We start from the raw sequence: 26,866 nt of genomic DNA, 5'->3' as shown, positions 1-26,866 counted from the left end.
CCACACCCCCGGACACGGGGGCGGCCAGCTGGGTCTCGTGGGGCGTGCTGGCCGCCAGGGCGTCGCCGGCGAGGCGCGTCAGGAAGAACACACTCGCTCCTTACAGCTTCAGCAGGTTGGCGTCGTCGACCGAGGCCGAACGACGCGCACGGAAGATGGACATGATGATCGCCAGGCCGACCACGACCTCGGACGCGGCCACCACCATGACGAACAGGGTGTAGACCTGCGCGTCGAGGCTGCCGTGGAGCCGGGCGAAGGTGATCAGCGACAGGTTGCAGGCGTTGAGCATGAGCTCGATGCCCATGAACACGATGATCGTGTTGCGGCGGGTCAGCACCGTGATCGAGCCGAGGGCGAAGAGCACCACCGACAGGTAGATGTAGGCCTCGAGCCCCATCAGCGCTCACCCTCCTCGGTCGTCGAGCCGGCCTGCGAGCGGTCCTGCTCCGCCGGCTCGGGCTCCACGGACGCCCTGGTCTCACGGGTGTCCTGGAGGCGGTACTCCTCCGGCCGACCGACCTGACCGCGCGCCACGAGCACCCGCGGGACCGACTCCTCGACCGGGGTGCCGTCCGGGGCCAGGGCGGGGGTGTCGGCCGCGTTGTGGCGGGCGTAGACGCCGGGGTTGGGCTTGCCCGCCAGCCAGTGGCTGGAACGGACCCGCTCCTGCGACAGCTCGCGCTGGGTGCGTCGCGGCGTCAGCCGCTCGCGGTGGGCGAGCACCATCGCGCCCATCACGGCGATGACGAGCAGGGCGCCGAGCACCTCGAAGGAGAGCACCTGCCGCTCGAAGATCTCCCGTGCGAGCGCGGTGACCGTCCCCTCCGCCTGCGCCTGCTCCAGCCCGACGGGCGTCGGCCACTGGACGCGGCTCAGACCGTAGACGGCCGCGACCGTGAAGAGCGCGCCGAGCAGGAAGGCGAAGAAGCGCTGCCCCTTGAGCGTCTCGACCATGGAGTCCGAGGCATCCACACCGACGAGCATGACGACGAAGAGGAAGAGCATCATCACGGCGCCGGAGTAGACGAAGATCTGGATGATCCCGACGAACTCCGCACCCTGGGCGATGTAGACCACACCCAGGCCGACCATCGTCATCGCCATCGCCATCGCGGCGTGCACCGCCTTGCGGGCGAAGAGCAGCCCCAGCGCACCGCTGACCGTCACCACGGCCATCAGCCAGAAGAGCAGCGTCTCCCCGCCGCCGAGGACCTCGGCCCCTGGGGTCGTCATCGGCCGGCCTCCTCGTGCGTGTGGTCCGCGGCGCCCTGGGCAGGACCGGGCCGGTCGTGCTGACCGTGCTCGGCGACGTAGTCCCGCTGCGCCTGCGTGGGGCCGGTGACCTGACCGCGATAGTAGTCGCGCTCCTCCATGCCCTCGGCCATCGGGAACGGGGGGGCGACCATGTCGGGTCGCAACGGCGCGAGCAGCTGGTGCTTCTCGTAGATCAGCGGGAGCCGGCGGCTGTCCGCCAGCTCGTACTCGTTGGTCATCGTCAGCGCCCGGGTCGGGCAGGCCTCGATGCACAGGCCGCAGAAGATGCAGCGCAGGTAGTTGATCTGGTAGACGCGCCCGTAGCGCTCACCCGGGCTGAACCGGGCGCTGTCGGTGTTGTCCGCGCCCTCGACGTAGATGGCGTCGGCCGGGCAGGCCCAGGCGCACAGCTCGCAGCCCACGCACTTCTCCAGGCCGTCCGGGTGGCGGTTGAGCTGGTGCCGCCCGTGGAACCGCTTGGCGGTCGGGAACTTGACCTCGGGGTACTCCTGCGTGGGCACCTTGCGGAACATGGTCGCGAAGGTCACGCCGAAGCCGGCGACGGGCGCGAAGAGCTGGCCGAGCACGCCCTGCTCCTTCTTGCCGCCGGTCGGGTCGGTCGCCGGGCGGACCGGGGGGCCCGCCTTGTCCCTGCGTGCGGGGGAGGTCTGCTCCTCACCCGCGGTGGTCGGGTCGGTCGGGTCAGCCACGGCGGTCCTCCGGGGTGGTGTCGGTCTCGGGAGCGACGCTACGGGCGGGCACCGGTTGGGCGGCACCGACCGCGCGACGCGGCTCGACGAGCTTCTGGCCGGGCAGGGGCGGCACGGGGTAGCCGTCCGCGAACGGGTCGACCTCCTCGGGCACGGCCATCCGCTCCTCGCGCTCGACCGCCCGACCCTGCGCCCACCGGTCCCAGACGAGGATGCCGAGCAGGACGAACAGGCCGATGACCGCCAGCGTGGCGACCAGGACCCAGCGGCCCTCGCCGAGGAAGCCCTCCTGGGCGGCGCGGATCATCATCACCGCGACCACCCACACCAGCGACAGCGGGATGAGGACCTTCCAGCCCAGCTTCATGAACTGGTCGTAGCGCACGCGCGGCAGCGACCCGCGCAGCCAGACGTAGAAGAAGATGAACATCCACATCTTGAGCGTGAACCACAGCAGCCCCCACCAGCCCTGGTCGAACATGCCGTCGTTGATGAGGGTGATCGGCCACGGCGCGTGCCAGCCGCCGAGGAAGAGGGTGGTGGCCAGGCCGGACACGGTGAACATGTTGATGTACTCGCCGAGGAAGAACATGCCGAACTTCATCGAGGAGTACTCGGTGTGGAAGCCACCGCCGAGCTCGCCCTCGCCCTCCGCGAGGTCGAACGGGAGCCGGTTGGTCTCCCCCACCATCGTGATGACGTAGACGACGAAGCTGAAGAACAGCGGCACGGCATACCACATCGGGATGCCCAGCCAGATGGTCTCCGTCTGGGCTGCCACGATCTGGCTGGTGGACATCGAGCCGGCGTAGAGGAAGACCGCCACGAGCGAGAGGCCCATGGCGATCTCGTAGGAGATGACCTGGGCGGTGGAGCGCAGACCGCCGAGCAGCGGGTAGGTGGAACCGGAGGACCAGCCGGCCAGCACGAAGCCGTAGGCCGCGACGCCGGCGACGGCGAGCACGAGCAGCACGGCGACCGGCGTGTCGGTCAGCTGCAGCGGGGTGGTGTGGCCGAACATCCGGACGTCACCGCCGAGCGGGATGATCGCGAAGGAGACGAACGCCAGGCTGGCCACGAGGAGCGGCGCCGCGAAGAACATCAGCTTGTCCGCCGCCTTGGGCGTGACGTCCTCCTTGAGGAAGAGCTTGATGCCGTCCGCCGCGGTCTGCAGGATGCCGAGGGGGCCGAGCCGGTTGGGGCCGGGACGCTGCTGCATCCGCCCGACGACCCGGCGCTCGAACCAGATGACGATGACGACCGAGAGCATCAGGTAGACGAACAGCAGCGCGGCCTTGACGAACGACAACCATGCGGGGGTGTCGCTGAAGTCGGCGAGCGGAGCGTCCGCCGTGGGCAGGGCGAGCCCCACCGTCAACAGCTCGGGGTATGCGGTGACGAAGCTCATGCCTCTCCTCGCGGGGTGTCGATCCGGACGAGGGCACCGGCGTCGACGCCGAGGGTCGCCCGGACTGCGGAGCCGGTGGAGTTGGTCGGGACCCAGACCACCCCGTCGTGCATCGCGGTCACCACGACCGGGAGCACGATCTCGCCCCGGTCGGTTGAGACCTGCACGGGGTCGCCGTCGACGACGCCCAGACCGGCGGCCGTGGCCGCCGAGACCCGGGCGACGGGAGCTGGCGCGGTGCCGGCCAGGAACGGTTCACCGTCCTGGAGCGCCCCCGCGTCGAGCAGGTGGTGCCAGGTGGCCAGCACGGCCTGCCCGTGCCCCGGTGCGGCCGGGCCCGAGGAGGCGACCAGAGGCGCCGCGGGCCGGGTGCCGGAGCTCCCGAGGTCGGTCAGCTCCCGACGCACGTCGGCGACCGTTCCGGTGCCCAGCCTCACGCCCATGGCCTGCGCGAGCCGGTCCAGGACCACGTGGTCGGAGACGGCCGCCGAGTCGAGGGCCTGCTCGAAGGGCCGCAGGCGACCCTCCCAGTCGGCGTAGGCGCCGGACTTCTCCTGCTGCGGCGCCACCGGCAGGATGACGTCGGCGAACTCGTGCACGTCGGTCTCGCGCAGCTCCAGCGACACCACGAAGGTGCTGGCCAGGGCCTCGCGGGCCAGCTGCGGGTCGGGGAGGTCGTCGACCTCGAGGCCTCCGACGACCAGTGCGGACAGCTCGCCTCGGGCGGCGGCGGCCAGGATGGCCGAGGTGTCGCGACCGGCGGAGGCGGGCAGCTCGACGCCCCACCGGCCGGCGATCTCGCCACGTCCGGCGGCGTCAGCGACGGCGCGACCGCCGGGCAGGAGGGTGGGGAGGGCCCCGACCTCGACCGCGCCGCGCTCGCCCGCACGGCGTGGCACCCAGGCCAGCGCGGCACCGGTCTGCTCGGCCAGGGCGGCGACCGCGGAGAGCGCCCCGGGCACGGTGGCCATCCGCTCGCCGACGAGGATCACGGAGTTCTCGCCGAGGGAGTCGGCGGCCGCGTGGTACTCGTTGGCCTCCGGGACGGGCAAGGCAGGGCCGTCGACCTGGTGGCTGGTCCCGCTGCGGCGCCGCTCGCCGAGGGCGTGCAGCACCTCGGCCTCGGTGCCGGGCGCGGAGGCCAGCAGCGTGCCGCCGACCTTGCTCAGCCCGCGCGTGGCGAACGGGGCCACGGCATACACGGCGGTCTTCGAGCGGCGCACGCCCTTGCGCAGGCGCAGGAAGACGATCGGGCTCTCCTCCTCCGGCTCAAGGCCGACGAGGAGGACCGAGGACGCCTTCTCCAGCGTCTCGTAGCTGACGTCGCGCCGACCGACCACGGAGGCGGCGAGGAAGTCGGCCTCCTCCGCGCTGTGCGGGCGGGCGCGGTGGTCGACGTCGTGCGTGCCGAGTGCCACGCGGGCGAACTTGGCGTAGGCGTAGGCGTCCTCGACGCTGACCCGGCCACCGACGAGGACCCCCACGCCGCCGGCCGTGCGGGCCGCGGTGAGGCCGCGGGCCGCGTGCTCGTAGGCGCGCTGCCAGGGCACCACGGCATACTGCCCGTCCGCCTCGCGGACCACGGGGTCGCGCAGGCGGTCCGGGAGGGTCGCGTAGGGAAAGGCCCAGCGGCCCTTGTCGCAGTTCCACTCCTCGTTGACCGCCGGGTCGTTGCCGGCCATCCGGCGCAGCACGGTGCCACGACGGTGGTCGGTGCGGATCGCGCAGCCGGAGGCGCAGTGCTCGCAGACGCTGGGCGTGGACACGAGGTCGAAGGGCCGGGACCGGAAGCGGTAGGCCGAGCCGGTGAGGGCGCCGACCGGGCAGATCTGCACGGTGTTGCCGGAGAAGTAGCTCTCGAACGGCTTCTCCTCGTAGATGCCGACCTGCTGCAGGGCGCCCCGCTCGATGAGGGCGATGAAGGGGTCGCCCGCGATCTGGTCCGAGAACCGGGTGCAGCGGGCGCAGAGCACGCAGCGCTCGCGGTCGAGGAGGACCTGGGCGGAGATGTTGATCGGCTTGGGGAAGGTGCGCTTGATGTCGTCGAAGCGCGAGGTCGGCCGCCCGTTGGACATCGCCTGGTTCTGCAGGGGGCACTCGCCGCCCTTGTCGCAGACGGGGCAGTCGAGGGGGTGGTTGATGAGGAGGAACTCCATGATGCCGTGCTGCGCCTTGTCGGCGACCGGGCTGGTGTGCTGGGTGGCCACGGCCATGCCCGCCGAGGCCACCATCGTGCAGGAGGCCTGCGGCTTGGGCATCGCCTTGAGGTTGCCCTCGCGGTCCGGGGTCGAGACGTCGACGAGGCACTGCCGGCAGGCGCCGACCGGGTCAAGGAGCGGGTGGTCGCAGAAGCGCGGGATGTGGATCCCGGCCTCCTCCGCTGCGCGGATGACGAGCGTGCCCTCCGGGACCGAGACCTCGACGCCGTCGATGGTCAGGCTGATCTTCTTGAGGTCGGGCTCGTCCGGGATCTGGGCGTTGCCGCCCTCGGTCACCGCGTTGCCGCCAGCGGCGGGAGAGGTGTTGACGGTCATGCGGGCAGCGTCTCCTTCGCGAAGAGCATGGAGCGCTCCGGCGGGAACAGCTCGTACCACGGGGTGTGCATGCCGGCCTCGAACTCCTCACGGAAGTACTGGATGGCCGAGACGACGGGGCTGGTGGCACCGTCGCCCAGGGCGCAGAACGCCCGGCCGAGGATGTTGTCGCAGATGTCGTCGAGCTTCTCGATGTCGCCGGCCAGACCCTTGCCCTCCTCGAGCCGGGTCATGATCTGCTTGAGCCAGAAGGTGCCCTCGCGGCAGGGCGTGCACTTGCCGCAGGACTCGTGGGCGTAGAAGTCGGTCCAGCGCGAGACGGCGTGCACCACCGAGGTGGTCTCGTCGAAGATCTGCAGCGCGCGGGTGCCGAGCATCGACCCGGCCGCCGCGACCGACTCGAAGTCGAGGGGCACGTCGAGGTGGGCGTCGGTGAACAGCGGCGTCGAGGACCCGCCGGGGGTCCAGAACTTCAGCCGGTGACCGTTGCGCACCCCGCCGGCCAGGTCGAGCAGCTCGGCGAGCGTGATGCCCAGGGGGGCCTCGTACTGACCCGGCCTGGTGACGTGCCCGGAGAGGCTGAAGATGCCGAAGCCGGCCGACTTCTCGGTACCCATGTCGGCGAACCAGTCGGCTCCGTGCAGCACGATCGGCGGGATCGAGGCGATCGACTCGACGTTGTTGACGACGGTCGGACGGGCGTAGAGCCCGGCGACCGCCGGGAACGGCGGCTTGAGGCGGGGCTGGCCGCGACGGCCCTCGAGGGAGTCAAGGAGCGCCGTCTCCTCGCCGCAGATGTAGGCGCCCGCGCCGGCGTGCACCGTGATGTCGAGATCGAAGCCTGATCCGAGGATGTCCTTGCCGAGGTAGCCGGCGGCGTAGGCCTCCTCCACGGCGCGCATCAGACGGCGGTACACGTGGACGGTCTCGCCGCGCAGGTAGACGAACGCGTGGTCGCAGCCGATCGCGTAGCTGGTGATGATCATGCCCTCGACGAGGAAGTGCGGGGCAGCCATCATCAGCGGGATGTCCTTGCACGTCCCCGGCTCGGACTCGTCGGCGTTGACGACGAGGTAGCGGGGGCCGCCGTCCGGCGGGGGCAGGAAGCCCCACTTCATGCCGGTGGGGAAGCCGGCACCACCACGACCGCGGAGGCCGGAGTCCTTGGCCGCCTGCACGAGGTCGGCGGCCGGGGCCGCCAGGGCGGCGCGGAGCGCCTGGTAGCCCTCGTTGTCCTCGTAGGTCTGCAGGGTCCAGGACTGCGGGTGGTCCCAGAACTTCGTCAGGATCGGGGTCAGCTGGGTGCTCATCGACCGTCCTCCTTCTCGGGGCTCTCGCCGGCGGGGACGCCGTCGCCGAGCTCGCCGTCGCCCGGCAGCTCGTCCGGCTCGTTCGTGGGGGCGTTGACGGAGCCGTAGCCGCCCCGTTCCAGGCCGCCGGCCTGGCCCTCGGGGCTGGCCTCGGTGCCGGCACCGGTCCCGGTGCCGGTGTCCTTGCCGCTCTCTCCGCCGGGCGCCGTCCAGCCCCTCTCGCGGGCGAGCAGGGTGCCGCGCACGGACGCCTCGCCGGCACCCGGGCCCTCGTCGGCCAGTCCGTCGGGGAAGCCGGCGAGCACGCGGGAGACCTGCTTGAAGGTGCAGACGCGCGACGGGCCGCGGGTGGGGGTGACGTCCTTGCCGGACCGCAGGTCGTCGACGACGGCCTTGGCGGACGCCGGGGTCTGGTTGTCGAAGAACTCCCAGTTGACCATGACCACGGGCGCGTAGTCGCAGGCCGCGTTGCACTCGACCCGCTCGAGGGTGATCTGGCCGTCCTCGGTCGTCTCGTCGTGGCCGATGCCGAGGTGCTCGCTGACCTCGTCGAAGATCCGGTCGCCACCCATGATGGCGCAGAGCGTGTTGGTGCAGACGCCGACGGTGTAGTCGCCGTTGGGGTGGCGCTTGTACTGCGTGTAGAAGGTCGCCACGCCGCTGACCTCGGCCGTCGTCAGCTCGAGCTGCTCGGCGCAGAAGTGCACACCACGACCGGTGATGTAGCCGTCGACCGACTGGACCAGGTGCAGCATCGGGAGCAGCCCCGAGCGCCGGACCGGGTAGCGGCCCACGATCGCCGCGGCGTCCGCGCGCAGCTGCTCCAGGACCTCCGCGGGGTAGGGCTCCTCGGATGCCTGCAGCGGTGTCTGGTGGTGCAGCGGCGCCTCACCGTGCAGGTGGCGCAGGGGCGCCTCCTGGCCGTGGCCGACGGTCACGTGGTCTCCTCTCATCGGTCCACCCCACCCATGACGGGGTCGATCGAGGCGACGGCGACGATGACGTCGGCGACCAGGCCGCCCTCCGCCAGCACCGACGCGGCCTGCAGGTTGTGGAAGCTGGGGTCGCGGAAGTGCGCGCGGTAGGGGCGCGTGCCGCCGTCGGACACCAGGTGGACACCGAGCTCGCCCTTGGGGGACTCGATCGCGGAGTAGACCTGCCCCGGGGGGACCCGGAAGCCCTCGGTCACCAGCTTGAAGTGGTGGATCAGGGCCTCCATGGACTCGCCCATGATCTCCCGGATGTGGTCCAGGCTGTTGCCCTGCCCGTCCGGGCCGACCGACAGCTGCGCGGGCCAGGCGATCTTGCGGTCGGCGACCATCACCGGCTGACCCTGGCTGGCCCGGAGCCGCTCGATGCCCTGCTCGACGATGCGCAGCGACTGCCAGATCTCATCGAAGCGGATGACCACGCGGGCGTAGGCGTCGGCGTCGCGGCGCGTGACCACGTCGAAGTCGTAGGTCTCGTAGCCGCAGTAGGGGTCGGACTTGCGCAGGTCGTGCGGCAGGCCGGTCGAGCGCAGGATCGGCCCGGTGATGCCCAGGGCCATGCAGCCCGCCAGCGAGAGGTGGCCGACGTCGACCGTGCGGCCCTTGAAGACGGGGCTCTCGAGCAGGAGCGCCTCGAGCTCACCGATGCCGCGGCGCAGTGCCGAGAGCTCGCCGACGAGCTGGTCGAGGTGCTCCGGCAGGACGTCCTGAGCGACCCCGCCGGGGCGGATGTAGGCATGGTTCATGCGTAGCCCGGAGATGGCCTCCATGAAGCGCAGGATGCGTTCACGCTCGCGGAAGCCGGTCGTCATGATCGTGGTCGCGCCGAGCTCCATGCCGCCGGTGGCCAGGCAGATGAGGTGCGAGGAGATACGGTTGAGCTCCATCGTCAGGACGCGGATCTCGTTGGCGCGCTCCGGGATCTGGTCGGTGATCCCCAGCAGCTTCTCCACCGCCAGGCAGTAGGCGGCCTCGTTGAAGATCGGGGTCAGGTAGTCCATCCGGGTGCAGAAGGTGGTGCCCTGCACCCAGGTGCGGTACTCCATGTTCTTCTCGATGCCGGTGTGGAGGAAGCCGATCCCGGCCCGGGCCTCCCGGACCGTCTCCCCGTCGAGCTCGAGGACGAGGCGCAGCACGCCGTGGGTCGAGGGGTGCTGGGGGCCCATGTTGACGACGATGCGCTCGGCGCCGAGCGAGGCGACGTCCTTGACGATCTCGTCCCAGTCGCCGCCACCGGCGGTGTAGACGGCCCCGCCGTCGACCGAGTCGGCGGTGGGGCCACCGTCGGCGTAGAGGTCGGTCGGGGTCGACTCGAGGTAGGCGGCGCCGTCGTCGGCCTGGGTGCCCACGTAGGTCGGGTCGTTGCTCGTCACGAGTAGCTCCTCCGCTGGTCGGGTGCGGGGATGGTGGCGCCCTTGTACTCGACCGGGATGCCCCCGAGCGGGTAGTCCTTGCGCTGGGGGTGCCCGGCCCAGTCGTCGGGCATGAGGATGCGGGTCAGGCCGGGGTGGCCGTCGAAGACGATGCCGAACATGTCGAACGTCTCCCGCTCGTGCCAGTCGTTGGCCGGGTAGATGTCGACGATCGAGGGCAGGTGCGGGTCGGCGTCGGCGCAGGTCACCTCGAACCGGACCCGGCGTGAGCCGTTGGTGATGGACAGGAAGTGGTAGACGGCGTGCAGCTCGGCGCCGTCCTGCTGCGGCCAGTGCACGCCGGACACGCCGGAGCAGACCTCGAAGCGCAACCGGGCGTCGTCGCGCAGCGGGCGCAGGAGCGCGCGCAGGTGCTCGCGCCGCACGGCGAGGGTGAGCTCGCCACGGTCCACGACCACCCGCTCCACGCCCGCAGCGAAGGCCTGCGGGGCGGCGTCCTGGAGGGCGTCGACCACCTCGTCGAAGTAGCTTCCGTAGGGCCGCTCGGAGGCGCCGGGGAAGAGCACCGGGACGTCCAGACCGCCGTAGCCGCTGGTGTCGGTGCCCAGGGAGCCGCCGAACATCCCGTGGCGGGAGGCGACCTGCACCGGCTCGCCGGGCTCGTCCAGACGGGCGGGGACGGAGCCGCCGCCCGGCTCCTGGGCGTGCGTCGTGTCGACCACCTGGTCCTCGTCGCGGCGGGGCTGGTGGGCCTCGTCGCGGGTGCTGCCCTCCGCCGGCGGAGTCCGGTCCTCGCTCATGCCAGCAGCCCCTTCATCTCGGCCCGCGGCACGGCGGCCATCGCGGCGGCCTCGGCGGCCCTGGCCGCCTCCTCGCGGTGCACCCCGAACTTGAACTCCCGGATCTGGCGCTGGAGCTCCATGATCGCGTTGAGCAGCATCTCGGGCCGCGGCGGACAGCCGGGCAGGTAGACGTCCACGGGGACGATGTGGTCCACACCCTGGACGATCGCGTAGTTGTTGAACATGCCGCCCGAGCTCGCGCACACCCCCATCGAGATGACCCACTTGGGGTTGGGCATCTGGTCGTAGACCTGACGCACGACGGGGGCCATCTTCTGCGAGACCCGGCCGGCGACGATCATCAGGTCGGCCTGGCGGGGCGTGGCGGCGAAGCGCTCCATGCCGAACCGCGCGATGTCGTAGTCGGGGGTGCCGACGGCCATCATCTCGATCGCGCAGCAGGCCAGCCCGAAGGTGGCCGGCCACACGGACTGCTGCCGCAGCTGGCCGGCCAGACCCTCGACCGTCGTCAGCAGGACGCCGCCCGGAATGTTGTCCTCAAGACCCATCTGTCTTCACCGTCCTTCCGCCGGGCCGGGACGGACCCCGGTCACCGGCACCACGTCATACCCGCCACCACACTGCACCAGCTGCGTCATCAGTCCCACTCCAGACCGCCCCGGCTCCACTCGTAGACGAACGGCACGGAGACCACGACCAGGAAGAGCAGCATCGCCAGCACCGAGAACAGCCCGACCTGGTCGAAGGCGACCGCGAACGGGTAGAGGAAGAGCACCTCGACGTCGAAGACGATGAAGAGCATCGCCGTCAGGTAGTACTTGATCGGCACCCGCCCGTGGTCGTGGGCGTGCGGGGTGGGCTGGATGCCGCACTCGTAGGCCTCGGCCTTGGCCCGGTTGTAGCTCGCCCGACCGAGCAGTCCGCCGCCGAAGACGGAGCCGAACGCGAAGAGGAGCCCGAAGAAGAGGAAGAAGAGGACCGGCAGATAGGGGTGGTAGTCCATCAGAGCCAGGACTCCTTTCGGGTCGTGCGCGGCGTCGGGCCAGCCCAGGGACAGGACGGGCACGGGGTCAGCCTAGTCATCTTCGGAACGATCATGCCGCAGGGGTCGCCCGGCTCAGCGCGTTGATGACCCGGTCGTCCAGTCCGCCGCCGCGCTCCTGCGGCAGGTTGGCCATGATCTTGAGCAGCAGTCGCATGAGCGACCGGCGCGGCAGGCCGTAGCGGACCGCGAGCCGCATGATCTCCGGGTTGCCGATGAGGGTGGCGAACTGCTTGCCGAGCATGTAGTAGCCGCCCAGCGAGTCCTTCATCACTGCGGGGTAGGACTGCAGGACGGCCTCCCGCTCCCCGGGCGTGGCGCGGGCGAGGGCGGACGCGACGACCTCGGCGGTGTGGCGACCGGCCTCCATGGCCTCGGCGATGCCCTCCCCGTTGAACGGGTTGACCATGCCGCCGGCGTCGCCGACGAGCAGCAGCCCGCGGTCGTAGAGGGGCTGACGGTTGAAGCACATCGGCAGGGCAGCACCGCGGATCGGGCCGAGCTGGGTCTGCTCCCCCAGCTCCCACTCGGCCGGCATGCCCGCCACCCAACGGCGCATGACGTCCTTGTAGTCGAAGGTGCCGAAGTCCTTGGCGGTGTCGAGGATGCCCAGGCCGACGTTGGCGGTGCCGTCACCGACCGGGAAGATCCAGCCGTAGCCGGGCATGAGGACGTCCTGCTGGCCGTCCTCGCCCTTGGCCCACAGCTCAAGCCAGGACTCGATGTAGTCGTCGTCGTGGCGGGGGGTCGTGTAGTAGGTGCGGACCGCCACGCCCATCGGGCGGTCGTCACGCCTGGGCCGCTCCATCGCCAGGGACAACCGGCTGGAGTTGCCGTCCGCGGCGACGACCACGGGGGCGCGGAACTCGCGGGTCTCGCCGGTCGCCCGGCCGCTCTCCCCCATCACCCTGGCCGTCACGCCGCAGATGAACCCGCGGTGGTCCAGCACCGGTTCCGAGACGTTCATCCGCTCGTGCAGGCGGGCGCCGCGCGACTCGGCGTGGCGGACGAGGATCTCGTCGAGGTCCGCCCGGGTGCGCACCAGCCCGAAGGGGGGGAAGGTCGCGTTGCCCGGCCAGTCCAGCTCCATGCGCACGCCGCCGCCCAGGATGCGCAGACCTTTGGTCCGGTGCCAGCCGTCCTCCGGACGGATGGGCACGCCGAGGCTGATGAGCTCACGGACCGCGCGGGGGGTGAGCCCGTCGCCGCAGATCTTGTCGCGCGGGAAGGAGGCTTTCTCCAGGAGGAGGACGTCGAGCCCGTGGGCTGCGAGGTATGCGGCGGTGGAGGACCCTCCCGGGCCTGCTCCGACGACGATGACGTCAGCCGTCTCGACCTGTCCACTCACGGTGTCTGCGCCTCGCTTGTGCCAACTTTCACGAACTCGCGTCAGTCTAGGACGGGCGTCTCGCGCGTCCGGGACAGGGGGGGCTCGGCTGTTATAGGTCAGGCTGGCATGCGCGAATGTCTACCCGGAGAGCTTCCGGTCGAGGACGTCCCCGAGCACGAGCGGACGGCCCCGGCGTTCCTCGAGCGCACCGACCTGGGCCAGGAACAGCTCCGCACAGGCGATGGCGTCGACGACCGCCGAGTGGGCGCGGTAGCGGGGCAGGTGGTGCTGGCGGCGGCACTCGTCGAGCCTCAGGACGCCGGGTCGCAGCTCGTGGAACTGCGCCCCGAGCAGGCGGCGCTGCAGCTCCATCGTGTCGACCACCTGCGGGGGGACCCAGGTGCCGTAGACGGTCCGGCAGGCCGCCTGCAGGAAGGTCGTCTCCACCTGGGCGAAGTGGGCCACCAGCACCCGCCCGGTCAGCGCCTCCAGGACCTGCGGCAGGACCTGGTCCAGCAGGGGCGCGCCCGCCAGGGTGTCGTCCGTCAGCCCGTGCACGACCGCGGACTCACCCACGTCGCCCCGGGGCCGGACGGGGAGGTGCCGGGCCCCGGCGAGGCGGACCTCGACGGCATCGAGCGGGACCAGGCCGAAGGACAGGAGCTCGTCGGTGCGCGGGTCCAGCCCGGTCGTCTCGAGGTCGACGGCGAGCAGCTGCACCTCGGTCAACGGCGTGTCACGGTCGGGCCGCGGCGCGGCCGCGAGGTCGGCCAGCGGTCCCTCCGGCGGCGGCGGCATCGGTCGGCGACGCCCGAGGAGGTCCCGCAGCCCCATCAGGTGACCTGCGGCAGCCGGGTGCTCAGACCGTGCTGCGCCGAGCGGACGATCTGGAAGGCGTCCCGCAGGTGACGCCGTTCGAGGCTGCCGAGCCGGTGCGGGTCGATGCGGTTGTCCGGCGTGAGCCCGTCGCGGACCTGCTTCACCTGGTGGCGCAGCCGGAGGTAGGACATCAGCTCCAGGGCGTCGGTGAGGTCGGTGGCCGTCTCCGCGCCGATCATCCCACGGGCGTGGGCGGCGGTGAGCCGGGCAGTGGTCGGCAGCGCGAGGGAGCCGGCCCGGAGGGCGTGCACCCGGGCGAGCTGGACGATGGCGGCGATGCCGCGCTTGATGTCCAGGGTGTCGCGGTGCTCACCCGCGTCCTCGAGGACGAAGCCGCGGAAGAAGCCGATGGGCGGTCTCATCCGGGCTGCCTGGCCGGTCAGGTGGGCCAGGAGGAGCTCGGAGCGCCCACCCATCGGCACCACCTCCTCGCGGAGCCGTTCCACGAGGGAGACCTCGCCGTGCAGGGCCCGCATGTCGTAGAAGATGGCCGCCTGCAGCACGGCGTCGGGGTGCGGCTCGTGGGTCCAGCGCGCGAACCGGCTGCGCCACTGCGACGCGGTCATCCGCCACTGCGGGTTGGTGGCCATGACGTCGCCGTCGCACCGCCGCATCCCGACGGCCTCCAGGCCCTCGGTGACCCGTTCGGCCAGCGCCGCCCACCACGGGTCCTGCGGGTCGGCGTCGTCGGCGAGCACCAGGGCGTGGTCCTGGTCGCCCCCCATCGCCAGCTCTTCCCGGGCAGCGGACCCGAGCGTGGCCCAGGCGTAGCCCCCGGGTGCCGGCCCCAGGTCGGCCTCGGCCAGCTCCAGCAGCCGGACGGTGACGGCGTCGGTCAGCGCGGTGGCCACCCGCCCGATGTCCTCCGCCGAGGCGTCCTCGCCCACGAGCTGGTCCACGACCCGCGGGATGCGTCGGGACAGCGCGATCACGCCGTCCGGGTCCTGCTGACGGGCGAGGTCGGTCACGAGGTAGACGGGGTTCGAGCGCTCGAGGCGCACCAGGTCGGTGGTGGTGACCAGACCGACGACGGCCCCCGCCTCGTCGACCACCGGCAGGTGGTGGATGTTGCGCCCGGTCATCTCCAGCATGACCTCCAGCGCCAGGGCCCGGGACGAGACCGTCACGGGGTCCGGCGTCATCACCTCGCGGACCGGTCGCTCCGGCGACAGCCCCACGGCCAGCACCCGCCGCCTCAGGTCGCGGTCGGTGATGATCCCGACCAGACGTCCCTGCTCCATGAGCAGCAGGCAGGACACGGCCTCCCGCGCCATGATCTGCGCCGCCTCGGTGATCGTGACGTCCGGGCCCGCGACGACGGGGGCCACCCGCGGCAGGTCGCGGACCGAGGTGCGGAAGACAGCCGAGCCTCGCCGCGCCTGCTGCAGCTGGCTCAACGCGGTGCGGATCCGCCCGTGGTGGGCGGCCGCGAAGTGGACCGCGACCGCGGGGTGGCGCTCCACCAGCTCGTCGAAGTCCTCCCGCGGGAGGGTGAGCAGGAGGGTGTCCTCCCGGGCGGTCACGTCATACCTCGTGGGTGCCCGCTCGATCAGTGCCGACATCCCGAAGCTGCCCCCGGCGCCGACCCGGTCCACGAGCTGCCCGTCGTCGCTGATGTCGACGGCGCCCGAGCGCACCACGAAGAGCCGGTCGTTGAGCTGGCCGGCGCGCAGCACGGTGCTGCCGCGGCGGGCGTAGCGCAGGCTGCACCGCGCGGGCAGCCCCGCGAGGACCTCCGGGGGGAGGACGTCGAAGGGGGGGTGCTCCGCCAGGAAGTCGCGGACCTCCGCGAGCTCGACGTCCATGTCTCCTCCAGGGTGTGCCGTGTCCGTGCCGGGTATGACGTGCCCCGTGGCAGTGGGTGCGCGCCCGGCCCGGCTGGTCAGGTCAGCGGTGCCGCCGGCCGCGGGGCCACCGCGTGGTGGACGGCGACGATGCCGCCGGTGAGGTTGCGCCAGCGGACGTGCTCCCAGCCCGCGGCCCGGATGCGCTCGGCGAGCCCGCGCTGGTCGTGCCAGTCCTGGATCGACTCGGCGAGGTAGACGTAGGAGTCCGGGTTGGAGCTGACGCGCCGGGCGATCGAGGGCAGCGCGCGCAGCACGACCTGGTCGTAGAGGGTCGAGAGCACGGGCACGACGGGGGTGGAGAACTCCGCGACGACCAGGCGCCCGCCGGGGCGGGTCACCCGCAGGAACTCGCGCAGGGCGACGTCGACGTCGGCCACGTTGCGCAGGCCGTAGCTCATCGTGACCACGTCGAAGGCACCGTCGGCGAAGGGCAGCGCCATCGCGTCGGCGGCGGTGAACGGCAGGTCCGGCCGGCGACGGTAGCCCTCGCGCAGCATGCCGATCGAGAAGTCGGCGGGGACGACCTCGATGCCGCGGTCGGCGTACGCCGCGCTCGAGGTCCCTGGCCCCGCGGCGATGTCCAGCACCCGCTCCCCCGGCCTGGCGTCGACGATCCTGGCCGTGGTGCGGCGCCACAGGCGGTCGATCCCACCGGTGAGCACGGTGTTGGTGAGGTCGTAGCGGGGCGCGACGTCGTCGAACATCTCGGCGACCTCGCGCGGCCTCTTCTCCAGGCTGGCGCGGGACGGGGTCATGGCCACATCCTCCCACCCCCTAGTCTGGACGGCTGTGCCGCTGTCTCCGACCCTCCCCCGTCTGCGCGTGCGCTCCGCCGCGGTCGACGCACCGGGCGACCTGCTCGCCCGCGTCCCCGACGAGGTCGACCCCCGAGAGGTGGTCGCCTGGCTCCGCGAGGGCGACGGGATGGTCGGGTGGGGCACAGCGGCCGCGGTGCGCACGCGTGGCCCGGGGCGGTTCGCCGACGCCGAGGCGTGGTGGGACGAGCTGCGCGCGGTCGCCGAGGTCGAGGACGAGGTGCGCCTGCCCGGCAGCGGTCTGGTGGCGTTCGGCTCGTTCGCCTTCTCCCCCGACTCCTCCTCCGAGAGCGGGCTCTCCGTCCCCCGCATCGTCATCGGCCGCCGCGACGGGATCGCCTGGGTCACGCACGTCGTCGTCGACGACGAGCCGCCGCCGGCCGGTCACCCCGCCGAGCTGCTCGCCCGCAGCAACCCCGACCTCGGCCGCCTCGACCCGCTCGTGCAGAGCGACGGCACCGTGCCCGCCGAGGAGTGGCCGGCGGTCGTGTCCGCCGCGGTCACGCGGATCGAGGCCGGCGACGTCGACAAGGTCGTCCTCGCCCGCGACGTCGTGGTGCGCCACCGGGACGGTGAGACCGTGCGGATGGCCCCGGTCCTCGAGCGGCTCGAGCGCCGCTACGGCGCCACCTGGACGTTCGCCGTCGACGGACTCGTCGGCGCGACCCCCGAGATGCTGGTCCGGCTGCAGGGTGGACGAGCCCGGTCCCGCGTCCTGGCTGGAACGATCCGACGGGGGCCGCACGGCATACCGCGGGCGCCGGAGGCGGTGCCGGAGCACCCGGTCGACCCTCGCCTCCGGCTGGTGAGCAGCGGCAAGGACCTGGAGGAGCACGCCTTCGCGGTGCGCTCGGTGACCGAGGCCCTCGCCCCGCACTGCGTCGAGCTGCACGTGCCCGAGGCGCCCTACGTGCTGGAGCTCCCGGACGTCTACCACCTGGCCAGCGACCTCACCGGGCGGATGGTCAGCGGCGCCACCTCGCTCACGCTGGCTGCCGCCCTGCACCCCTCGGCTGCGGTGTGCGGCACCCCCACCGCTGCCGCCGCGGCGGTCATCGCCGAGCTCGAGGGCATGGACCGCGGCCGGTACGCCGGGCCCGTGGGCTGGCTCGACGGCTCCGGCGACGGCGACTGGGGCATCGCCCTGCGTTGCGGGGAGCTCGCCCCCGACCGTCGCTCGATGCGCATCTTCGCCGGCGGTGGGATCGTCGCCGCCTCCGACCCCGACGCCGAGCTGGCCGAGACCGAGGTCAAGCTCAGCGCCATGCGCCACGCGCTGGGGCTCGGTCAGCCCGCGTCGATCCCGTAGCATCTCTTCGCCGGCCCGCCGCCCCTGCGGCCGGACGTCCTCGAGCACCCCTCCGCACGCCTCGACCACCGCGGCCGCCCCGCCGGCAGGTCGACCCCGACCGTCAGGACGGCATCCTGCCCGTCCGGCCTCGCGCGCGCATCACCGGCGCCAGCGCCACCATGAGCACCAGGAACCCCACGACGAGGAACAACGCCCGGTCCAGGCCCCACGCCTCCGCGAGCAGCCCGATGCTCGGCGCGCCGAAGAGGAACGCGCCGTAGGCGATCGTCGAGACCACCGTGATCGCGCGGTTCCCCCGCCCCGGCACCTCGCCCGCGGCGGACATCGCCGCGGGGAAGATCGCGGACACGCCCAGACCCCACAGCAGACCGCCGGCAAGAGCGGCGACGACCGAGGGCGCCAGCGTGACGGTGAGGATCCCGGTCGCCGCCAGCAGACCGCCCAGCCGCACCAGCGTCACGCGGCCCCACCGGTCGATGAACGGCCCGCCGACCAGCCGGCCGACGGTCATCGTCACGTTGAAGGCCGTCAGGGTCAGCGCACCGAACGCCTCGGGCGTGCCGTGCACGTCCACGAGCAGCAGGGCGAGCCAGTCGTTGGCGGCACCCTCGGCCAGCGCGGCCGAGAGGCACACCAGCCCGATCAGCACCTCGGGGCGCGTGATCCCCCGCGCGCCGCCGACCGCGACCGCGACCCCGCCCTCCGCCGGGTCCTCCCCGGCAGCACCCTCCGCGGGCACCAGCACGTCCTCCACGTGCTCCTCCGGCACGAACCGGCTCGCCGCCACCAGCCCCAGCACCACGGTCACCACAGCCAGCACGGGCAGCTGGACCAGCCCCACCCCCTGCCACGCCGCCACTGCGCCCGCGCCGGCGCCCAGCACCGCCCCCGCCGAGAACGCGGCGTGGAAGAAGGGCATCCACGAGCGCCCCCGCTGCCGCTCCACGTGCGAGCCCTGGATGTTCATCCCCACGTCCCAGACGCCGACCGCCGTGCCCGTGACCAGCAGCGCGAGCAGGAGCAGCGGCACCGACGGGACCAGCGCGAGCGCGGCATACCCCGTGGAGGCCAGGAGCACGCAGGCGCTGACCACCCGCCGGCTGCCGAACCGGTCCACCATCCGCCCCGTGAACGGCATCGCCAGCAGCGAGCCGATCCCCATCCCCATCAGGGCGATCCCCAGCTCGGCCTTGTCGGCGCCGACGGCGTCCCGGATCGCCGGCAGTCGCGCCAGGACCTGGCCCATCGAGAAGCCGGCGGCCGCGAAGACCACCAGGACGGCGAGCACCGAACCCCGGCGGGTCAGGGGGTGCGCAGGGGTGGTGGACACGCATGCTCCTCCGGCGGCGGGTGGGGCTATCCCCTGGACCCGGACAGGGTAGGCGGACAAGACTGACGTCGTGAGCCAGACCCGACTGATCGACCTGACGCCCGCGGACCTGCCCAGGATCAAGGAGCTGGAGGACACCGTCTGGTTCGAGGTGCTGCCCGGCGGGACCCCGGAGGACCTGAGCCCGGACATCGACTTCCGGCACGCCCGGGCCCTGGAGCGGGTCGGCGACCCGCTGCCCGGAGAGGCGCCCCAGGACCGGCCGCCGCTCGTCGGGATCTACGGCGCCTTCGACATGACGGTCACCGTCCCCGGCCCGGAGGGCACCCTGAGGAGCCTGCCGATGGACGGCCTGACCTGGGTCGGCGTCCATCCCGACCACCGCCGGCAGGGCCTGCTCACCCGGCTGATGACCGACCACCTGCACCGGGTGCACGACCGCGGCGAGGCCGCCCTCGCGGGGCTGCACGCCTCCGAGGCCGCGATCTACGGCCGGTTCGGCTACGGCTGCTCCAGCCTGGACGTCAAGCTGACGCTCGGTCGCGGGACGGAGCTGACAGCACCCCCGGCGGTCGTCGAGGGAGCCGACGGCGTGCAGGTCCACATGGTCACCGCGCCCACCGCCGAGGGGATGGCCGCCCTGCACGAGGCGCACCTGGCCACCGCCCGGGCCACGCTCGGCGCGGTCACCCGCCCCGACGCCATGTCCGGCACCTGGTGGCGCGACCACCCCAAGGCGCGCGGCACCAAGGAGCCCCGCCGCCTGCTGCTGTCCTCCCGCGACGGGCAGACCACGGGGTATGCCGTGCTCCGCCGCGAGAGCAAGTGGGAGGAGGAGCTGCCGGCCGGTGAGGTCTCCGTCGTCGAGCTCGGGGCGGTCGACCACGCGAGCCTCCTGGCCCTCGTGCGACGGCTGGTCGACTTCGACCTGACCAGCAAGACCACGCTGTGGGCCCGGACCGTCGACGACCCCGTGATCTGGTGGGCAGGCGGGCCACGGTCGGTCGGCATCCGGGCCTACGACTCCTTGTGGCTGCGGCTCGTCGACCTCCCTCGGGCCCTGACCGAGCGCGGGTATGCCGCACCCTGCGACCTCGTGCTCGACGTCACCGACGACCTGTGCCCGTGGAACGCCGGTCGCTGGCGGCTCACCGTCGCGGACGGCAGGGCGACGTGCGAGCGCACCGACGAGGAGGCCGACCTCTGCGTGCCGACCGCGGTGCTGGCTGCAGCCTACGGAGGCGGGCGCACGGTGGCCTCGCAGGTCCCGGCGCTCGGCGGCAGCGAGCGCACGCCCGGAGCGATCCGTCGGCTCTCGAGAGCGATGCGCGCCGACACCGAGCCCTACGGCGCGATCGGCTTCTGAGCGTGCGGTCGCGGGGTGGCGGGCGGGCGCTCGGGCCGCCGCCGCACCGCTCGTGCAGCTCGCACGCTGCGCCAGGTGCGCCGTAGCGACGGTCTCGCAGCGTGCGCGGTGCACACGCGCGGTCCGACGTCGGGGGCAGGTCGGGAGGGCGGTCGGGGGCGCGGGCGGGAGGGTGTGGTCCGAAGGTCTACCGGCGACGAAGCACGTCGCGCAGGGCTCGATGGCCCCAGCGGTCGACAGCCACCTCGACGACGCGCAGCCCGCCCCGCTCAGCCAGGACCGCGGCAAGCTCGGCGAGCGTCCCGACCCGGACGTGGCCGACGTGGTGCGCCGCGCACAGGGCCTGGAGGTCCGTGCCGTGCGGAGTCCCGAACAGCCGCTCGGTCGCTGTCCGGCGCTCGGGGGTGGCCGACCGCTCGGGGGCGCCGTACTCCAGGGTGGAGAAGATTCCTCCGCCGTCGTCGTTGACGACCACGATCGTCAGGTCGGGCCGGGGCTCGTCCGGGCCGACGAGCAGACCGTTGGTGTCGTGCAGGAAGGTGAGGTCGCCCATCAGCGCGACGGTGCGGCCGGCGCTCCCGCCGCCGCCGTCCCGGTGACCCTGTGCCGCCTGCGCGAGCGCCACCCCGACGGCCGTCGACACGGTGCCGTCGATGCCGGCGAGGCCGCGGTTGCCGACCACCACCGGGCGGGCGGGCTGCGGCAGGGCCCCGAGCCCCAGCGCCAGGTCGCGCGGGGCGTTGGACGACCCGAGCACCAGCGTGTCCGCCTCGCCGAGGAGCGACGCGACCGTCACGGCCACCCCGACGCTCGTGAGATGAGGAGACGCGTCAGGACCAGGAGCCGAGCCGAGACCGGCGGCCTCCCGCACCGCCGCCGACAACGACTCCCCCGCCGCGACCCACCGCTGCGCCCAGGAGGGGTCGGCGGACCGTTCGGCCCGCTGCAGGTCCGTCACCGGGCGCACCAGCCCCACCACGTGCGAGGGGTCGGTCCACGACGGCGCGCCCGTCACGTGCTCGACCACGACGCCCGGACGACGCAGGAGCGCACCGAGCTCCCGGAAGAGCGTCAGCCGACCCACCACCACCACCCGCCCCGGCGCGAGCTCGTCGACGAGCGCCGTGTCCGCCGCGACCAGCACCCCGTGCGGCACCACGGTCGGTCCGGAGGGCAGCCGGCCGAACGGCTCGGCCAGCACCGGCCATCCCGAGGCGGCGGCCCACGACAGCGCCAGGTCCGTCACCGCGGGGTCGGTCAGGTCGCCCAGGAGCACCACCGTCCGGGGGTCACCGTCGTCGTCGCGGCTCCCCACCCGCACCCACGGCCCGCCGTCCGCGCGCCCGTCGAGGGCCTCCCCCCATCCCGTCGTGTCGTCCAGGTCGGGTGCGAGCGGGTCCCGGAGCGCGACGTTGAGGTGCACGGGCCCGGACCGCACCCAGCCTCCGGAGCCGGCGGCGTCGAGGGCGGCGGCGAGCGCACGGCACACGGTCGAGCGCCACGCACCCACCTGCCCCGGGCGCGCGTCGGGCGCTGGCAGGTCGACCTCCCAGCGCACCGCCCCGCCGAACATCCCGGGCTGGACCGTCGTCTGGTTGGCCCCGGTCCCCCTCAGCTCCGTGGGCCGGTCAGCGGACACCACCACCAGCGGTATGCCGCTGTGGTGCGCCTCGAGCACGGCGGGGTGCAGGTTGGCCACCGCCGTGCCGGACGTGGTCACCACGGGGACAGGGAGACCTGAGGAGCGCGCTATACCCAGGGCCAGGAAGGCGGCCGAGCGCTCGTCGACCCGCACGTGCAGGCGCAGCCGTCCGGAGCGGTCGGCCTCCTCGAACGCGTAGGCGAGCGGTGCCGAGCGGGACCCCGGGCACAGGACGGCCTCCCGGACCCCGCCGCGCACGAGCTCGTCGACGAGGACGGTGGCCAGCGCGGTGGACGGGTGCACGGCCCCGATCCTCGCACGCGTGCGGGCCCGTGCTCCGCGCCGCTCTACAGTGGTGGCCTATGGCCTCCGACTTCGAGATCGAGCTCAAGGACGCCGTCCCACCGCTGGTGCTCGCGCTCGACGTCGGGTCGACGGCGAGCCGGGGCGCCGTCTACGACGCGCACGGACGGCCCGTCGGTCGCCGGGCCAAGGTGGCCCACTCCTTCACCACCGCCTCGGACGGCACCTCCGAGATCGACCCCGACCAGGTGGTGGAGGAGCTGAGCTCCATCGTCGACAAGCTCGTCGGGGCGGTCGGCGACCAGCGGATCGCAGGGGTGGCGATCGACACCTTCGCCTCCTCGCTCGTCGCCGTCGACGCCGACGGGGCGCCGCTCACGCCGTGCTTCACCTACGCCGACGGCCGTTGCTCGCAGCAGGTCGTGGCGCTGCGGGAGGAGCTCAGCGAGGAAGCGCTGCAGCAGCGCACCGGCACCCGCGTGCACTCCAGCTACTGGCCCGCGCGGCTGCGCTGGCTCGCCCAGGAGCGCCCCGAGGTCGTGGCGAAGGCGGCGCACTACCTGTCGCTGGGCGACTACGTCCTCAGCGTGATCACCGGCACCCTGGCCACCGGCACCTCCACGGCGTCCTGGACCGGGATGGTCGACCGCCACACCGCGCAGTGGTACGACGAGCTCGTCGAGATCGCCGGCATCCGCCTGGACCAGCTGCCGCCGATCCACCACCTCGACGAGCCGCTGGCGCTGGAGACCAAGCGCGCGGTACGGCTCGCCAAGCGCTGGCCCGCCCTGGAGGGGGCGAGCTGGTTCGCGGCCGTCGCCGACGGCCTGGCCGCCAACGTGGGGCTCGGCGCCTTCGACGAGACGAGCATCGGCGCCTCGTGCGCGACCTCCGGGGCGCTGCGGGTGCTGGTGCGCGAGATGCCCGAGGAGCTGCCGCCGGGCCTGTGGTGCTACCGCGTCTCGCACGACCGCTCCCTCGTCGGGGGGGCTCTCAACGACGTCGGCCGGGCGCTGGCCTGGGCGGACGTCACGCTGGCCGTCGACCAGGTCGAGACGGAGGTGCTGTCCGCCGCGCTCGTCGCCGAGCCGCACGAGACGACTCCGCTGGTCCTCCCGTTCTTCTCCGGCGAGCGCAGTACCGGGTGGGCCGCCGGCGCGCAGGCGGTCTTCACCGGCGTGTCGGCCGCCTCGGCCCCGGTCGAGGTCTACCGCGGGGTCGTCGAGGGCATCGCGCTCTCCTACGCCCGCATCGCCAGCCAGCTGCGCGAGGTCGCACCCCAGCCCGAGCGGCTGCTCGCCGGCGGCAAGGTGACCACCGACCACCCCGAGCTGCTGCAGGTGATGGCCGACGCGATGCGCACGCCCGTCACCCCCGTGCGCCTCAAGCGCACCACCCTCCACGGCACCGCCCTGCTGGCGCTGGAGACGCTCGCCCCGAACGTGCGCCGGGCCCGCCCGGAGAAGGTCCGGACGCTGACCCCCGACTACAGCCGCCGGCCCTACTACACCGAGCGGTTCCAGCGGTTCCAGGGCGTCTACGAGGCTCTCTTCGCGTGAGGTCGCTGGCCGACGACCTGCGCGGGCGCAGCGACGACGAGCTCGCGGCCCTGCTGCGGGCCCGGCCCGACCTGGCGCGGCCGGCCCCGACGGACGTCACCGCCCTGGCCGCCCGGGCCACCACGCGCACCAGCATCCAGCGTGCCCTCGACGGTCTCGACGTCGCCCACCTGCACGCCCTCGAAGCCGTCGTGGTCGCGGCACCCGCGCAGCCCGCGGACGTCGCCGGACTCCTCGGCACGGACGAGGACCGCGCCACGGTGCTGACGTCGCGGCTGCGCGAGCTCGCCCTGTGCTGGCAGGCCCCGGAGGGGATGAGGCCCGCGCGCCCCGTCGTGGACGTCGTCGGTGAACCGGCCGGGCTGGGTCCGCCCGGTGAGGAGACGCCGCAGGGTGCGGCGCTCACCGCCGCCCTCGCCGCCCTCGACGAGCGGCAGCGCAGCCTCGTCGAGGCGCTCACCTGGGGGCCGGCGGTCGGTGCGCTGAGCGCCGGGAGCTCGCCGATGGCGGCCGCCGCCGAGGCGCTGGTCGGGACCGGCCTGCTCCTCCGGGTCGACGACGGGCACGTCCTCCTCCCCCGCCAGGTGGCGCTGGCCCTGCGCGACGGACGGCTCCACCGGCACCCGGCGACCGAGCCGCCGGAGGTCGAGCGCACGCTGCTCGACCCTGACGTCGTCGACCTGGCCTCCGGCGGACGCGCCGCGGACCTGCTCGTGCTGGCGACCGAGGTCGTCGACAGCTGGGGCGCGCGACCACCGCGGCAGCTGAGGGGCGGGGGCCTCGCGGTGCGCGACCTCGCACGGCTCGCGGGCCACCTGGAGATCGCCGACGACGAGGCGGCCTGGCTCGTCGAGACGCTGCACGCAGCGGGCCTGGTCGCCGTCGACGACGGTGGACGCCTGCGCGAGACCGCCGAACCGGCCTGGGTCCCGACCACGGCCGCGGACGACTGGCTCGAGGAGGACACGGGTCGTCGCTGGGCCCGGCTGGCCCGCGCCTGGTGGTCGATGTCGGCCGCTCCGAGCCTGGTCGGGTCCGGCGAGACGGGACGGGTCAACGCCCTCTCCACGCACACGTCATACCCCTGGGGTCGCCAGCGGCGGCAGGACACCCTCGCCGCCCTCGACACCCTGGCTCCCGGGACGGCCCCCACCGAGGAGGGGCTCGCGGCCCTGCTGCGCTGGCGGCACCCGCTGCGCACCGCGCGCTCCGGCGACGTGGGCGTGGCGCTGCAGGTGGTGCTGCGCGAGGCCGAGTGGGCAGGGGTCACCGGTCGCGGCGCCCTGTCCGGGCCAGGCCGGGCGCTCCTGCGCGAAGGACCGGGGGGCGTCGAGGCCGCGGCGAGCCTGATGACGCCGCTCGTGCCGCCGCCGGTGGACCACGTGCTGCTGCAGGCGGACCTGACCGCCATCGCGCCCGGTCGGCTCGACGGCCCGGTCCGCACGCTCATGAGGCTGGTCAGCGACGTGGAGTCGCGGGGCGGGGCGACCGTGCACCGGTTCAGCGAGACCAGCGTCCGGCGGGCCCTGGACCTCGGTTGGTCGGCCGACCGGGTCCTGGTCGAGCTGGCGGAGGCCTCGCGGACCGGGGTGCCCCAGCCGCTGGACTACCTGGTGCGCGACGTGGCGCGGCGGCACGGGCAGGTGCGGGTCGGGGCGACCGCCAGCTACCTGCGCTGCGACGACCCCGCCCTGCTGGACCGGATCGAGCACGACCGGGCGCTGGGCATGATGCAGTGGCGACGGATCGCGCCGACCGTGCTCGTCTCGGCGGTCCCTGCCCCGACCGTGCTCGACGTCCTGCGCGAGGAGCAGTACGGCCCCGTCGTCGAGGGCGGGGACGGCGGCGTCCAGGTGGGGGCGCCGCAGTGGCGGCGGACCACCCTGCGGCCCGCCTCACCGGTCGTGGTCACCGGCGTCGACGCCGCGGTGGCCCGGCAGGTGGTGGCGCTGATGCGCCGGGGCGAGGGCGCCCGCTCGGCGGGCCTGGACGAGACCTCCTCCACCGACCCGATCGTCATCACCGCGGCGCTGCGCGAGGCCGCGGCGGCGGGCGAGGCCCTGTGGATCGGGTATGCCGACGACTCCGGCGGCGTCGCGACGCACCTCGTGCGTCCCCTGAGGGTGGAGGGTGGCCGGGTCCGCGCCGTCGTCGGGGACGGCGACGCAGCCCGTACCTTCCTCGTCCACCGGGTCACGCGGGTCCGCGCCGCGGAGTAGGGCTCAGCCCTGCTCCGGTCAGCCCTGCTCCGGTCAGCCCTGCTCCGGTCAGCCCAGCGTCGCCAGGGCGGCCGTGAGCCGCTCGCGGGCGTCGGTGGCGACCTCCTGCAGCACCGGGCTCTGCGCCATCCCCATCATCACGTCGGGGTCGAAGGCCTCCACCCGCGTGCTGCCGTCCTCGAGCTCGCGCACCACCACGTTGCACGGCAGCACGGCGGCGATCGAGGGCTCCACGGTGATCGCCCGGTGCGCCAGCGGGGGCCGGCAGGCACCGAGGATGACCATCTTGGGCACGTCGACGTCCAGCTTGGTCTTGAGGGTGGCCGCCATGTCGATCTCGGTCAGCACCCCGAAGCCCTGCTCGGCCAGGGCGTCCCTGGTGGCGGTGACGGTCTCCTCGTAGGGCTGAGGCACGGTGACCCCGAAGGTGTAGCTCATCCGACTGCTTCCTCCTGCGTCTCGACGCCGGCCTGCTGCGCGGCGATCTGGGCGCGGACCTCGTCCATGTCGAGGCCGCGGATGCCCTCGATGACCTGCTCGAGGGCCGAGGCCGGCAGTGCGCCGGGCTGCTCGAACACCAGGATGCCCTGTCGGAAGGCCATCAGGGTGGGGATCGAGGTGATCTGGGCGGCCCCGGCGAGCTGCTGCTCGGCCTCGGTGTCGACCTTGGCGAAGACGACGTCCTCGTGCACGGCCGAGACCTTCTCGTAGACGGGGGCGAACATCCGGCACGGGCCGCACCAGGCCGCCCAGAAGTCCACCAGGACGATCTCGTTCTGCGTGATGGTCTGCTCGAAGTCAGCTGCGCTGAGGTCTACCGTCGCCATGGGGGCGCTCC

General features: G+C 73.2%; 23 protein-coding genes. 4 read left to right on the top strand and 19 right to left on the bottom strand.

What is annotated here, in order from left to right:
• Positions 1-100: 100 nt before the first annotated feature.
• From nuoK to ACI3ET_RS12585, 15 genes are all read right to left on the bottom strand, one after another.
• Positions 101-400, bottom strand: coding sequence for an NADH-quinone oxidoreductase subunit NuoK (gene nuoK, locus ACI3ET_RS12655; RefSeq protein WP_405033417.1), 300 nt, complete (start codon positions 398-400; stop codon positions 101-103).
• Entirely contained in the window at positions 400-1,236 is an 837-nt protein-coding gene (locus ACI3ET_RS12650) for an NADH-quinone oxidoreductase subunit J (protein WP_405033416.1), read from the bottom strand. The genes nuoK and ACI3ET_RS12650 overlap by 1 nt, the downstream gene beginning before the upstream one ends.
• Positions 1,233-1,967: an NADH-quinone oxidoreductase subunit NuoI gene (gene nuoI / locus ACI3ET_RS12645; protein ID WP_405033415.1), complete on the bottom strand. Its 735-nt coding sequence runs from the start codon at positions 1,965-1,967 to the stop codon at positions 1,233-1,235. The genes ACI3ET_RS12650 and nuoI overlap by 4 nt, the downstream gene beginning before the upstream one ends.
• Entirely contained in the window at positions 1,960-3,375 is a 1,416-nt protein-coding gene (gene nuoH, locus ACI3ET_RS12640) for an NADH-quinone oxidoreductase subunit NuoH (protein ID WP_405033414.1), read from the bottom strand. The genes nuoI and nuoH overlap by 8 nt, the downstream gene beginning before the upstream one ends.
• The gene (locus tag ACI3ET_RS12635; protein WP_405033413.1) at positions 3,372-5,909 is read right to left on the bottom strand and encodes an NADH-quinone oxidoreductase subunit G; all 2,538 of its coding nucleotides are present in this window, start codon (positions 5,907-5,909) and stop codon (positions 3,372-3,374) included. The genes nuoH and ACI3ET_RS12635 overlap by 4 nt, the downstream gene beginning before the upstream one ends.
• Positions 5,906-7,219, bottom strand: a complete 1,314-nt coding sequence (nuoF, locus tag ACI3ET_RS12630) for an NADH-quinone oxidoreductase subunit NuoF (protein WP_405033412.1) — start codon at positions 7,217-7,219, stop codon at positions 5,906-5,908. Before nuoF ends, ACI3ET_RS12635 begins: the two co-directional genes overlap by 4 nt.
• Entirely contained in the window at positions 7,216-8,118 is a 903-nt protein-coding gene (nuoE, locus tag ACI3ET_RS12625) for an NADH-quinone oxidoreductase subunit NuoE (RefSeq protein WP_405033489.1), read from the bottom strand. Before nuoE ends, nuoF begins: the two co-directional genes overlap by 4 nt.
• Positions 8,119-8,168: 50 nt before the next feature.
• Positions 8,169-9,581: an NADH-quinone oxidoreductase subunit D gene (locus ACI3ET_RS12620; protein WP_405033411.1), complete on the bottom strand. Its 1,413-nt coding sequence runs from the start codon at positions 9,579-9,581 to the stop codon at positions 8,169-8,171.
• Positions 9,578-10,381, bottom strand: a complete 804-nt coding sequence (locus tag ACI3ET_RS12615) for an NADH-quinone oxidoreductase subunit C (protein WP_405033410.1) — start codon at positions 10,379-10,381, stop codon at positions 9,578-9,580. Before ACI3ET_RS12615 ends, ACI3ET_RS12620 begins: the two co-directional genes overlap by 4 nt.
• On the bottom strand, positions 10,378-10,932 hold the full coding sequence (locus ACI3ET_RS12610; protein ID WP_405033409.1) for a NuoB/complex I 20 kDa subunit family protein: 555 nt from the start codon (positions 10,930-10,932) through the stop codon (positions 10,378-10,380). The genes ACI3ET_RS12615 and ACI3ET_RS12610 overlap by 4 nt, the downstream gene beginning before the upstream one ends.
• A gap of 89 nt (positions 10,933-11,021) precedes the next feature.
• Positions 11,022-11,387, bottom strand: coding sequence for an NADH-quinone oxidoreductase subunit A (locus tag ACI3ET_RS12605; protein ID WP_405033488.1), 366 nt, complete (start codon positions 11,385-11,387; stop codon positions 11,022-11,024).
• 91 nt (positions 11,388-11,478) lie between these two features.
• Positions 11,479-12,774 carry a geranylgeranyl reductase family protein gene (locus ACI3ET_RS12600; protein ID WP_405033408.1) on the bottom strand — a complete coding sequence of 432 codons (1,296 nt, stop codon included), beginning with the start codon at positions 12,772-12,774 and terminating at the stop codon, positions 11,479-11,481.
• Between the two features lie 120 nt (positions 12,775-12,894).
• Entirely contained in the window at positions 12,895-13,590 is a 696-nt protein-coding gene (locus ACI3ET_RS12595) for an exonuclease domain-containing protein (protein ID WP_405033407.1), read from the bottom strand.
• On the bottom strand, positions 13,590-15,440 hold the full coding sequence (locus tag ACI3ET_RS12590; protein ID WP_405033406.1) for a DUF294 nucleotidyltransferase-like domain-containing protein: 1,851 nt from the start codon (positions 15,438-15,440) through the stop codon (positions 13,590-13,592). Before ACI3ET_RS12590 ends, ACI3ET_RS12595 begins: the two co-directional genes overlap by 1 nt.
• A 77-nt stretch (positions 15,441-15,517) precedes the next feature.
• Positions 15,518-16,237, bottom strand: a complete 720-nt coding sequence (locus ACI3ET_RS12585; RefSeq protein WP_405033405.1) for a demethylmenaquinone methyltransferase — start codon at positions 16,235-16,237, stop codon at positions 15,518-15,520.
• Positions 16,238-16,271: 34 nt separating this feature from the next.
• On the opposite strand from ACI3ET_RS12585, the gene ACI3ET_RS12580 reads away from it, so the two are divergent.
• Positions 16,272-17,606: an isochorismate synthase gene (locus ACI3ET_RS12580; protein ID WP_405033404.1), complete on the top strand. Its 1,335-nt coding sequence runs from the start codon at positions 16,272-16,274 to the stop codon at positions 17,604-17,606.
• Positions 17,607-17,709: 103 nt separating this feature from the next.
• Here the strand turns inward: ACI3ET_RS12580 and ACI3ET_RS12575 are convergent, their stop codons facing one another.
• Positions 17,710-18,939, bottom strand: a complete 1,230-nt coding sequence (locus ACI3ET_RS12575) for an MFS transporter (protein WP_405033403.1) — start codon at positions 18,937-18,939, stop codon at positions 17,710-17,712.
• Positions 18,940-19,009: 70 nt separating this feature from the next.
• On the opposite strand from ACI3ET_RS12575, the gene ACI3ET_RS12570 reads away from it, so the two are divergent.
• Entirely contained in the window at positions 19,010-20,305 is a 1,296-nt protein-coding gene (locus ACI3ET_RS12570; RefSeq protein ID WP_405033402.1) for a GNAT family N-acetyltransferase, read from the top strand.
• A 187-nt stretch (positions 20,306-20,492) separates the two neighbouring features.
• Here ACI3ET_RS12570 and menD read toward each other — a convergent pair whose 3' ends face one another.
• A complete protein-coding gene (menD, locus tag ACI3ET_RS12565; RefSeq protein WP_405033401.1) occupies positions 20,493-22,250 on the bottom strand; it encodes a 2-succinyl-5-enolpyruvyl-6-hydroxy-3-cyclohexene-1-carboxylic-acid synthase in 1,758 nt (585 codons plus the stop codon).
• Positions 22,251-22,309: 59 nt separating this feature from the next.
• Here menD and ACI3ET_RS12560 point away from each other — a divergent pair, with 59 nt between their 5' ends.
• The gene (locus ACI3ET_RS12560; protein ID WP_405033400.1) at positions 22,310-23,809 is read left to right on the top strand and encodes a gluconokinase; all 1,500 of its coding nucleotides are present in this window, start codon (positions 22,310-22,312) and stop codon (positions 23,807-23,809) included.
• Positions 23,806-26,028, top strand: coding sequence for a helicase-associated domain-containing protein (locus tag ACI3ET_RS12555; RefSeq protein ID WP_405033399.1), 2,223 nt, complete (start codon positions 23,806-23,808; stop codon positions 26,026-26,028). Before ACI3ET_RS12560 ends, ACI3ET_RS12555 begins: the two co-directional genes overlap by 4 nt.
• A gap of 48 nt (positions 26,029-26,076) precedes the next feature.
• Here the strand turns inward: ACI3ET_RS12555 and ACI3ET_RS12550 are convergent, their stop codons facing one another.
• Positions 26,077-26,466 (bottom strand): DUF302 domain-containing protein, encoded by a 390-nt coding sequence (locus ACI3ET_RS12550; protein ID WP_405033398.1) that lies wholly within the window; start codon positions 26,464-26,466, stop codon positions 26,077-26,079.
• Positions 26,463-26,855: a thioredoxin gene (gene trxA, locus ACI3ET_RS12545; RefSeq protein WP_405033397.1), complete on the bottom strand. Its 393-nt coding sequence runs from the start codon at positions 26,853-26,855 to the stop codon at positions 26,463-26,465. Before trxA ends, ACI3ET_RS12550 begins: the two co-directional genes overlap by 4 nt.
• Positions 26,856-26,866: the final 11 nt, after the last annotated feature.

This window comes from Ornithinimicrobium jinqii (assembly GCF_045032595.1).
Classification (GTDB): Bacteria; Actinomycetota; Actinomycetes; order Actinomycetales; family Dermatophilaceae; genus Ornithinicoccus.
The sequence above is the reverse complement of the archived record's forward strand: the minus strand, read 5'-3'. Positions and strand labels throughout refer to the sequence as shown.

Excerpts from the sequence above, each read along its gene's own strand:
- nuoK (WP_405033417.1), bottom strand. The coding sequence starts at position 400 with ATGGGGCTCGAGGCCTACATCTACCTGTCGGTGGTGCTCTTCGCCCTC.
- ACI3ET_RS12650 (WP_405033416.1), bottom strand. The coding sequence starts at position 1,236 with ATGACGACCCCAGGGGCCGAGGTCCTCGGCGGCGGGGAGACGCTGCTC.
- nuoH (WP_405033414.1), bottom strand. The coding sequence starts at position 3,375 with ATGAGCTTCGTCACCGCATACCCCGAGCTGTTGACGGTGGGGCTCGCC.
- ACI3ET_RS12635 (WP_405033413.1), bottom strand. The coding sequence starts at position 5,909 with ATGACCGTCAACACCTCTCCCGCCGCTGGCGGCAACGCGGTGACCGAG.
- nuoF (WP_405033412.1), bottom strand. The coding sequence starts at position 7,219 with ATGAGCACCCAGCTGACCCCGATCCTGACGAAGTTCTGGGACCACCCG.
- ACI3ET_RS12615 (WP_405033410.1), bottom strand. The coding sequence starts at position 10,381 with ATGAGCGAGGACCGGACTCCGCCGGCGGAGGGCAGCACCCGCGACGAG.
- ACI3ET_RS12610 (WP_405033409.1), bottom strand. The coding sequence starts at position 10,932 with ATGGGTCTTGAGGACAACATTCCGGGCGGCGTCCTGCTGACGACGGTC.
- ACI3ET_RS12605 (WP_405033488.1), bottom strand. The coding sequence starts at position 11,387 with ATGGACTACCACCCCTATCTGCCGGTCCTCTTCTTCCTCTTCTTCGGG.
- ACI3ET_RS12595 (WP_405033407.1), bottom strand. The coding sequence starts at position 13,590 with ATGGGGCTGCGGGACCTCCTCGGGCGTCGCCGACCGATGCCGCCGCCG.
- ACI3ET_RS12590 (WP_405033406.1), bottom strand. The coding sequence starts at position 15,440 with ATGGACGTCGAGCTCGCGGAGGTCCGCGACTTCCTGGCGGAGCACCCC.
- ACI3ET_RS12585 (WP_405033405.1), bottom strand. The coding sequence starts at position 16,237 with ATGACCCCGTCCCGCGCCAGCCTGGAGAAGAGGCCGCGCGAGGTCGCC.
- ACI3ET_RS12560 (WP_405033400.1), top strand. The coding sequence starts at position 22,310 with ATGGCCTCCGACTTCGAGATCGAGCTCAAGGACGCCGTCCCACCGCTG.
- ACI3ET_RS12550 (WP_405033398.1), bottom strand. The coding sequence starts at position 26,466 with ATGAGCTACACCTTCGGGGTCACCGTGCCTCAGCCCTACGAGGAGACC.
- trxA (WP_405033397.1), bottom strand. The coding sequence starts at position 26,855 with ATGGCGACGGTAGACCTCAGCGCAGCTGACTTCGAGCAGACCATCACG.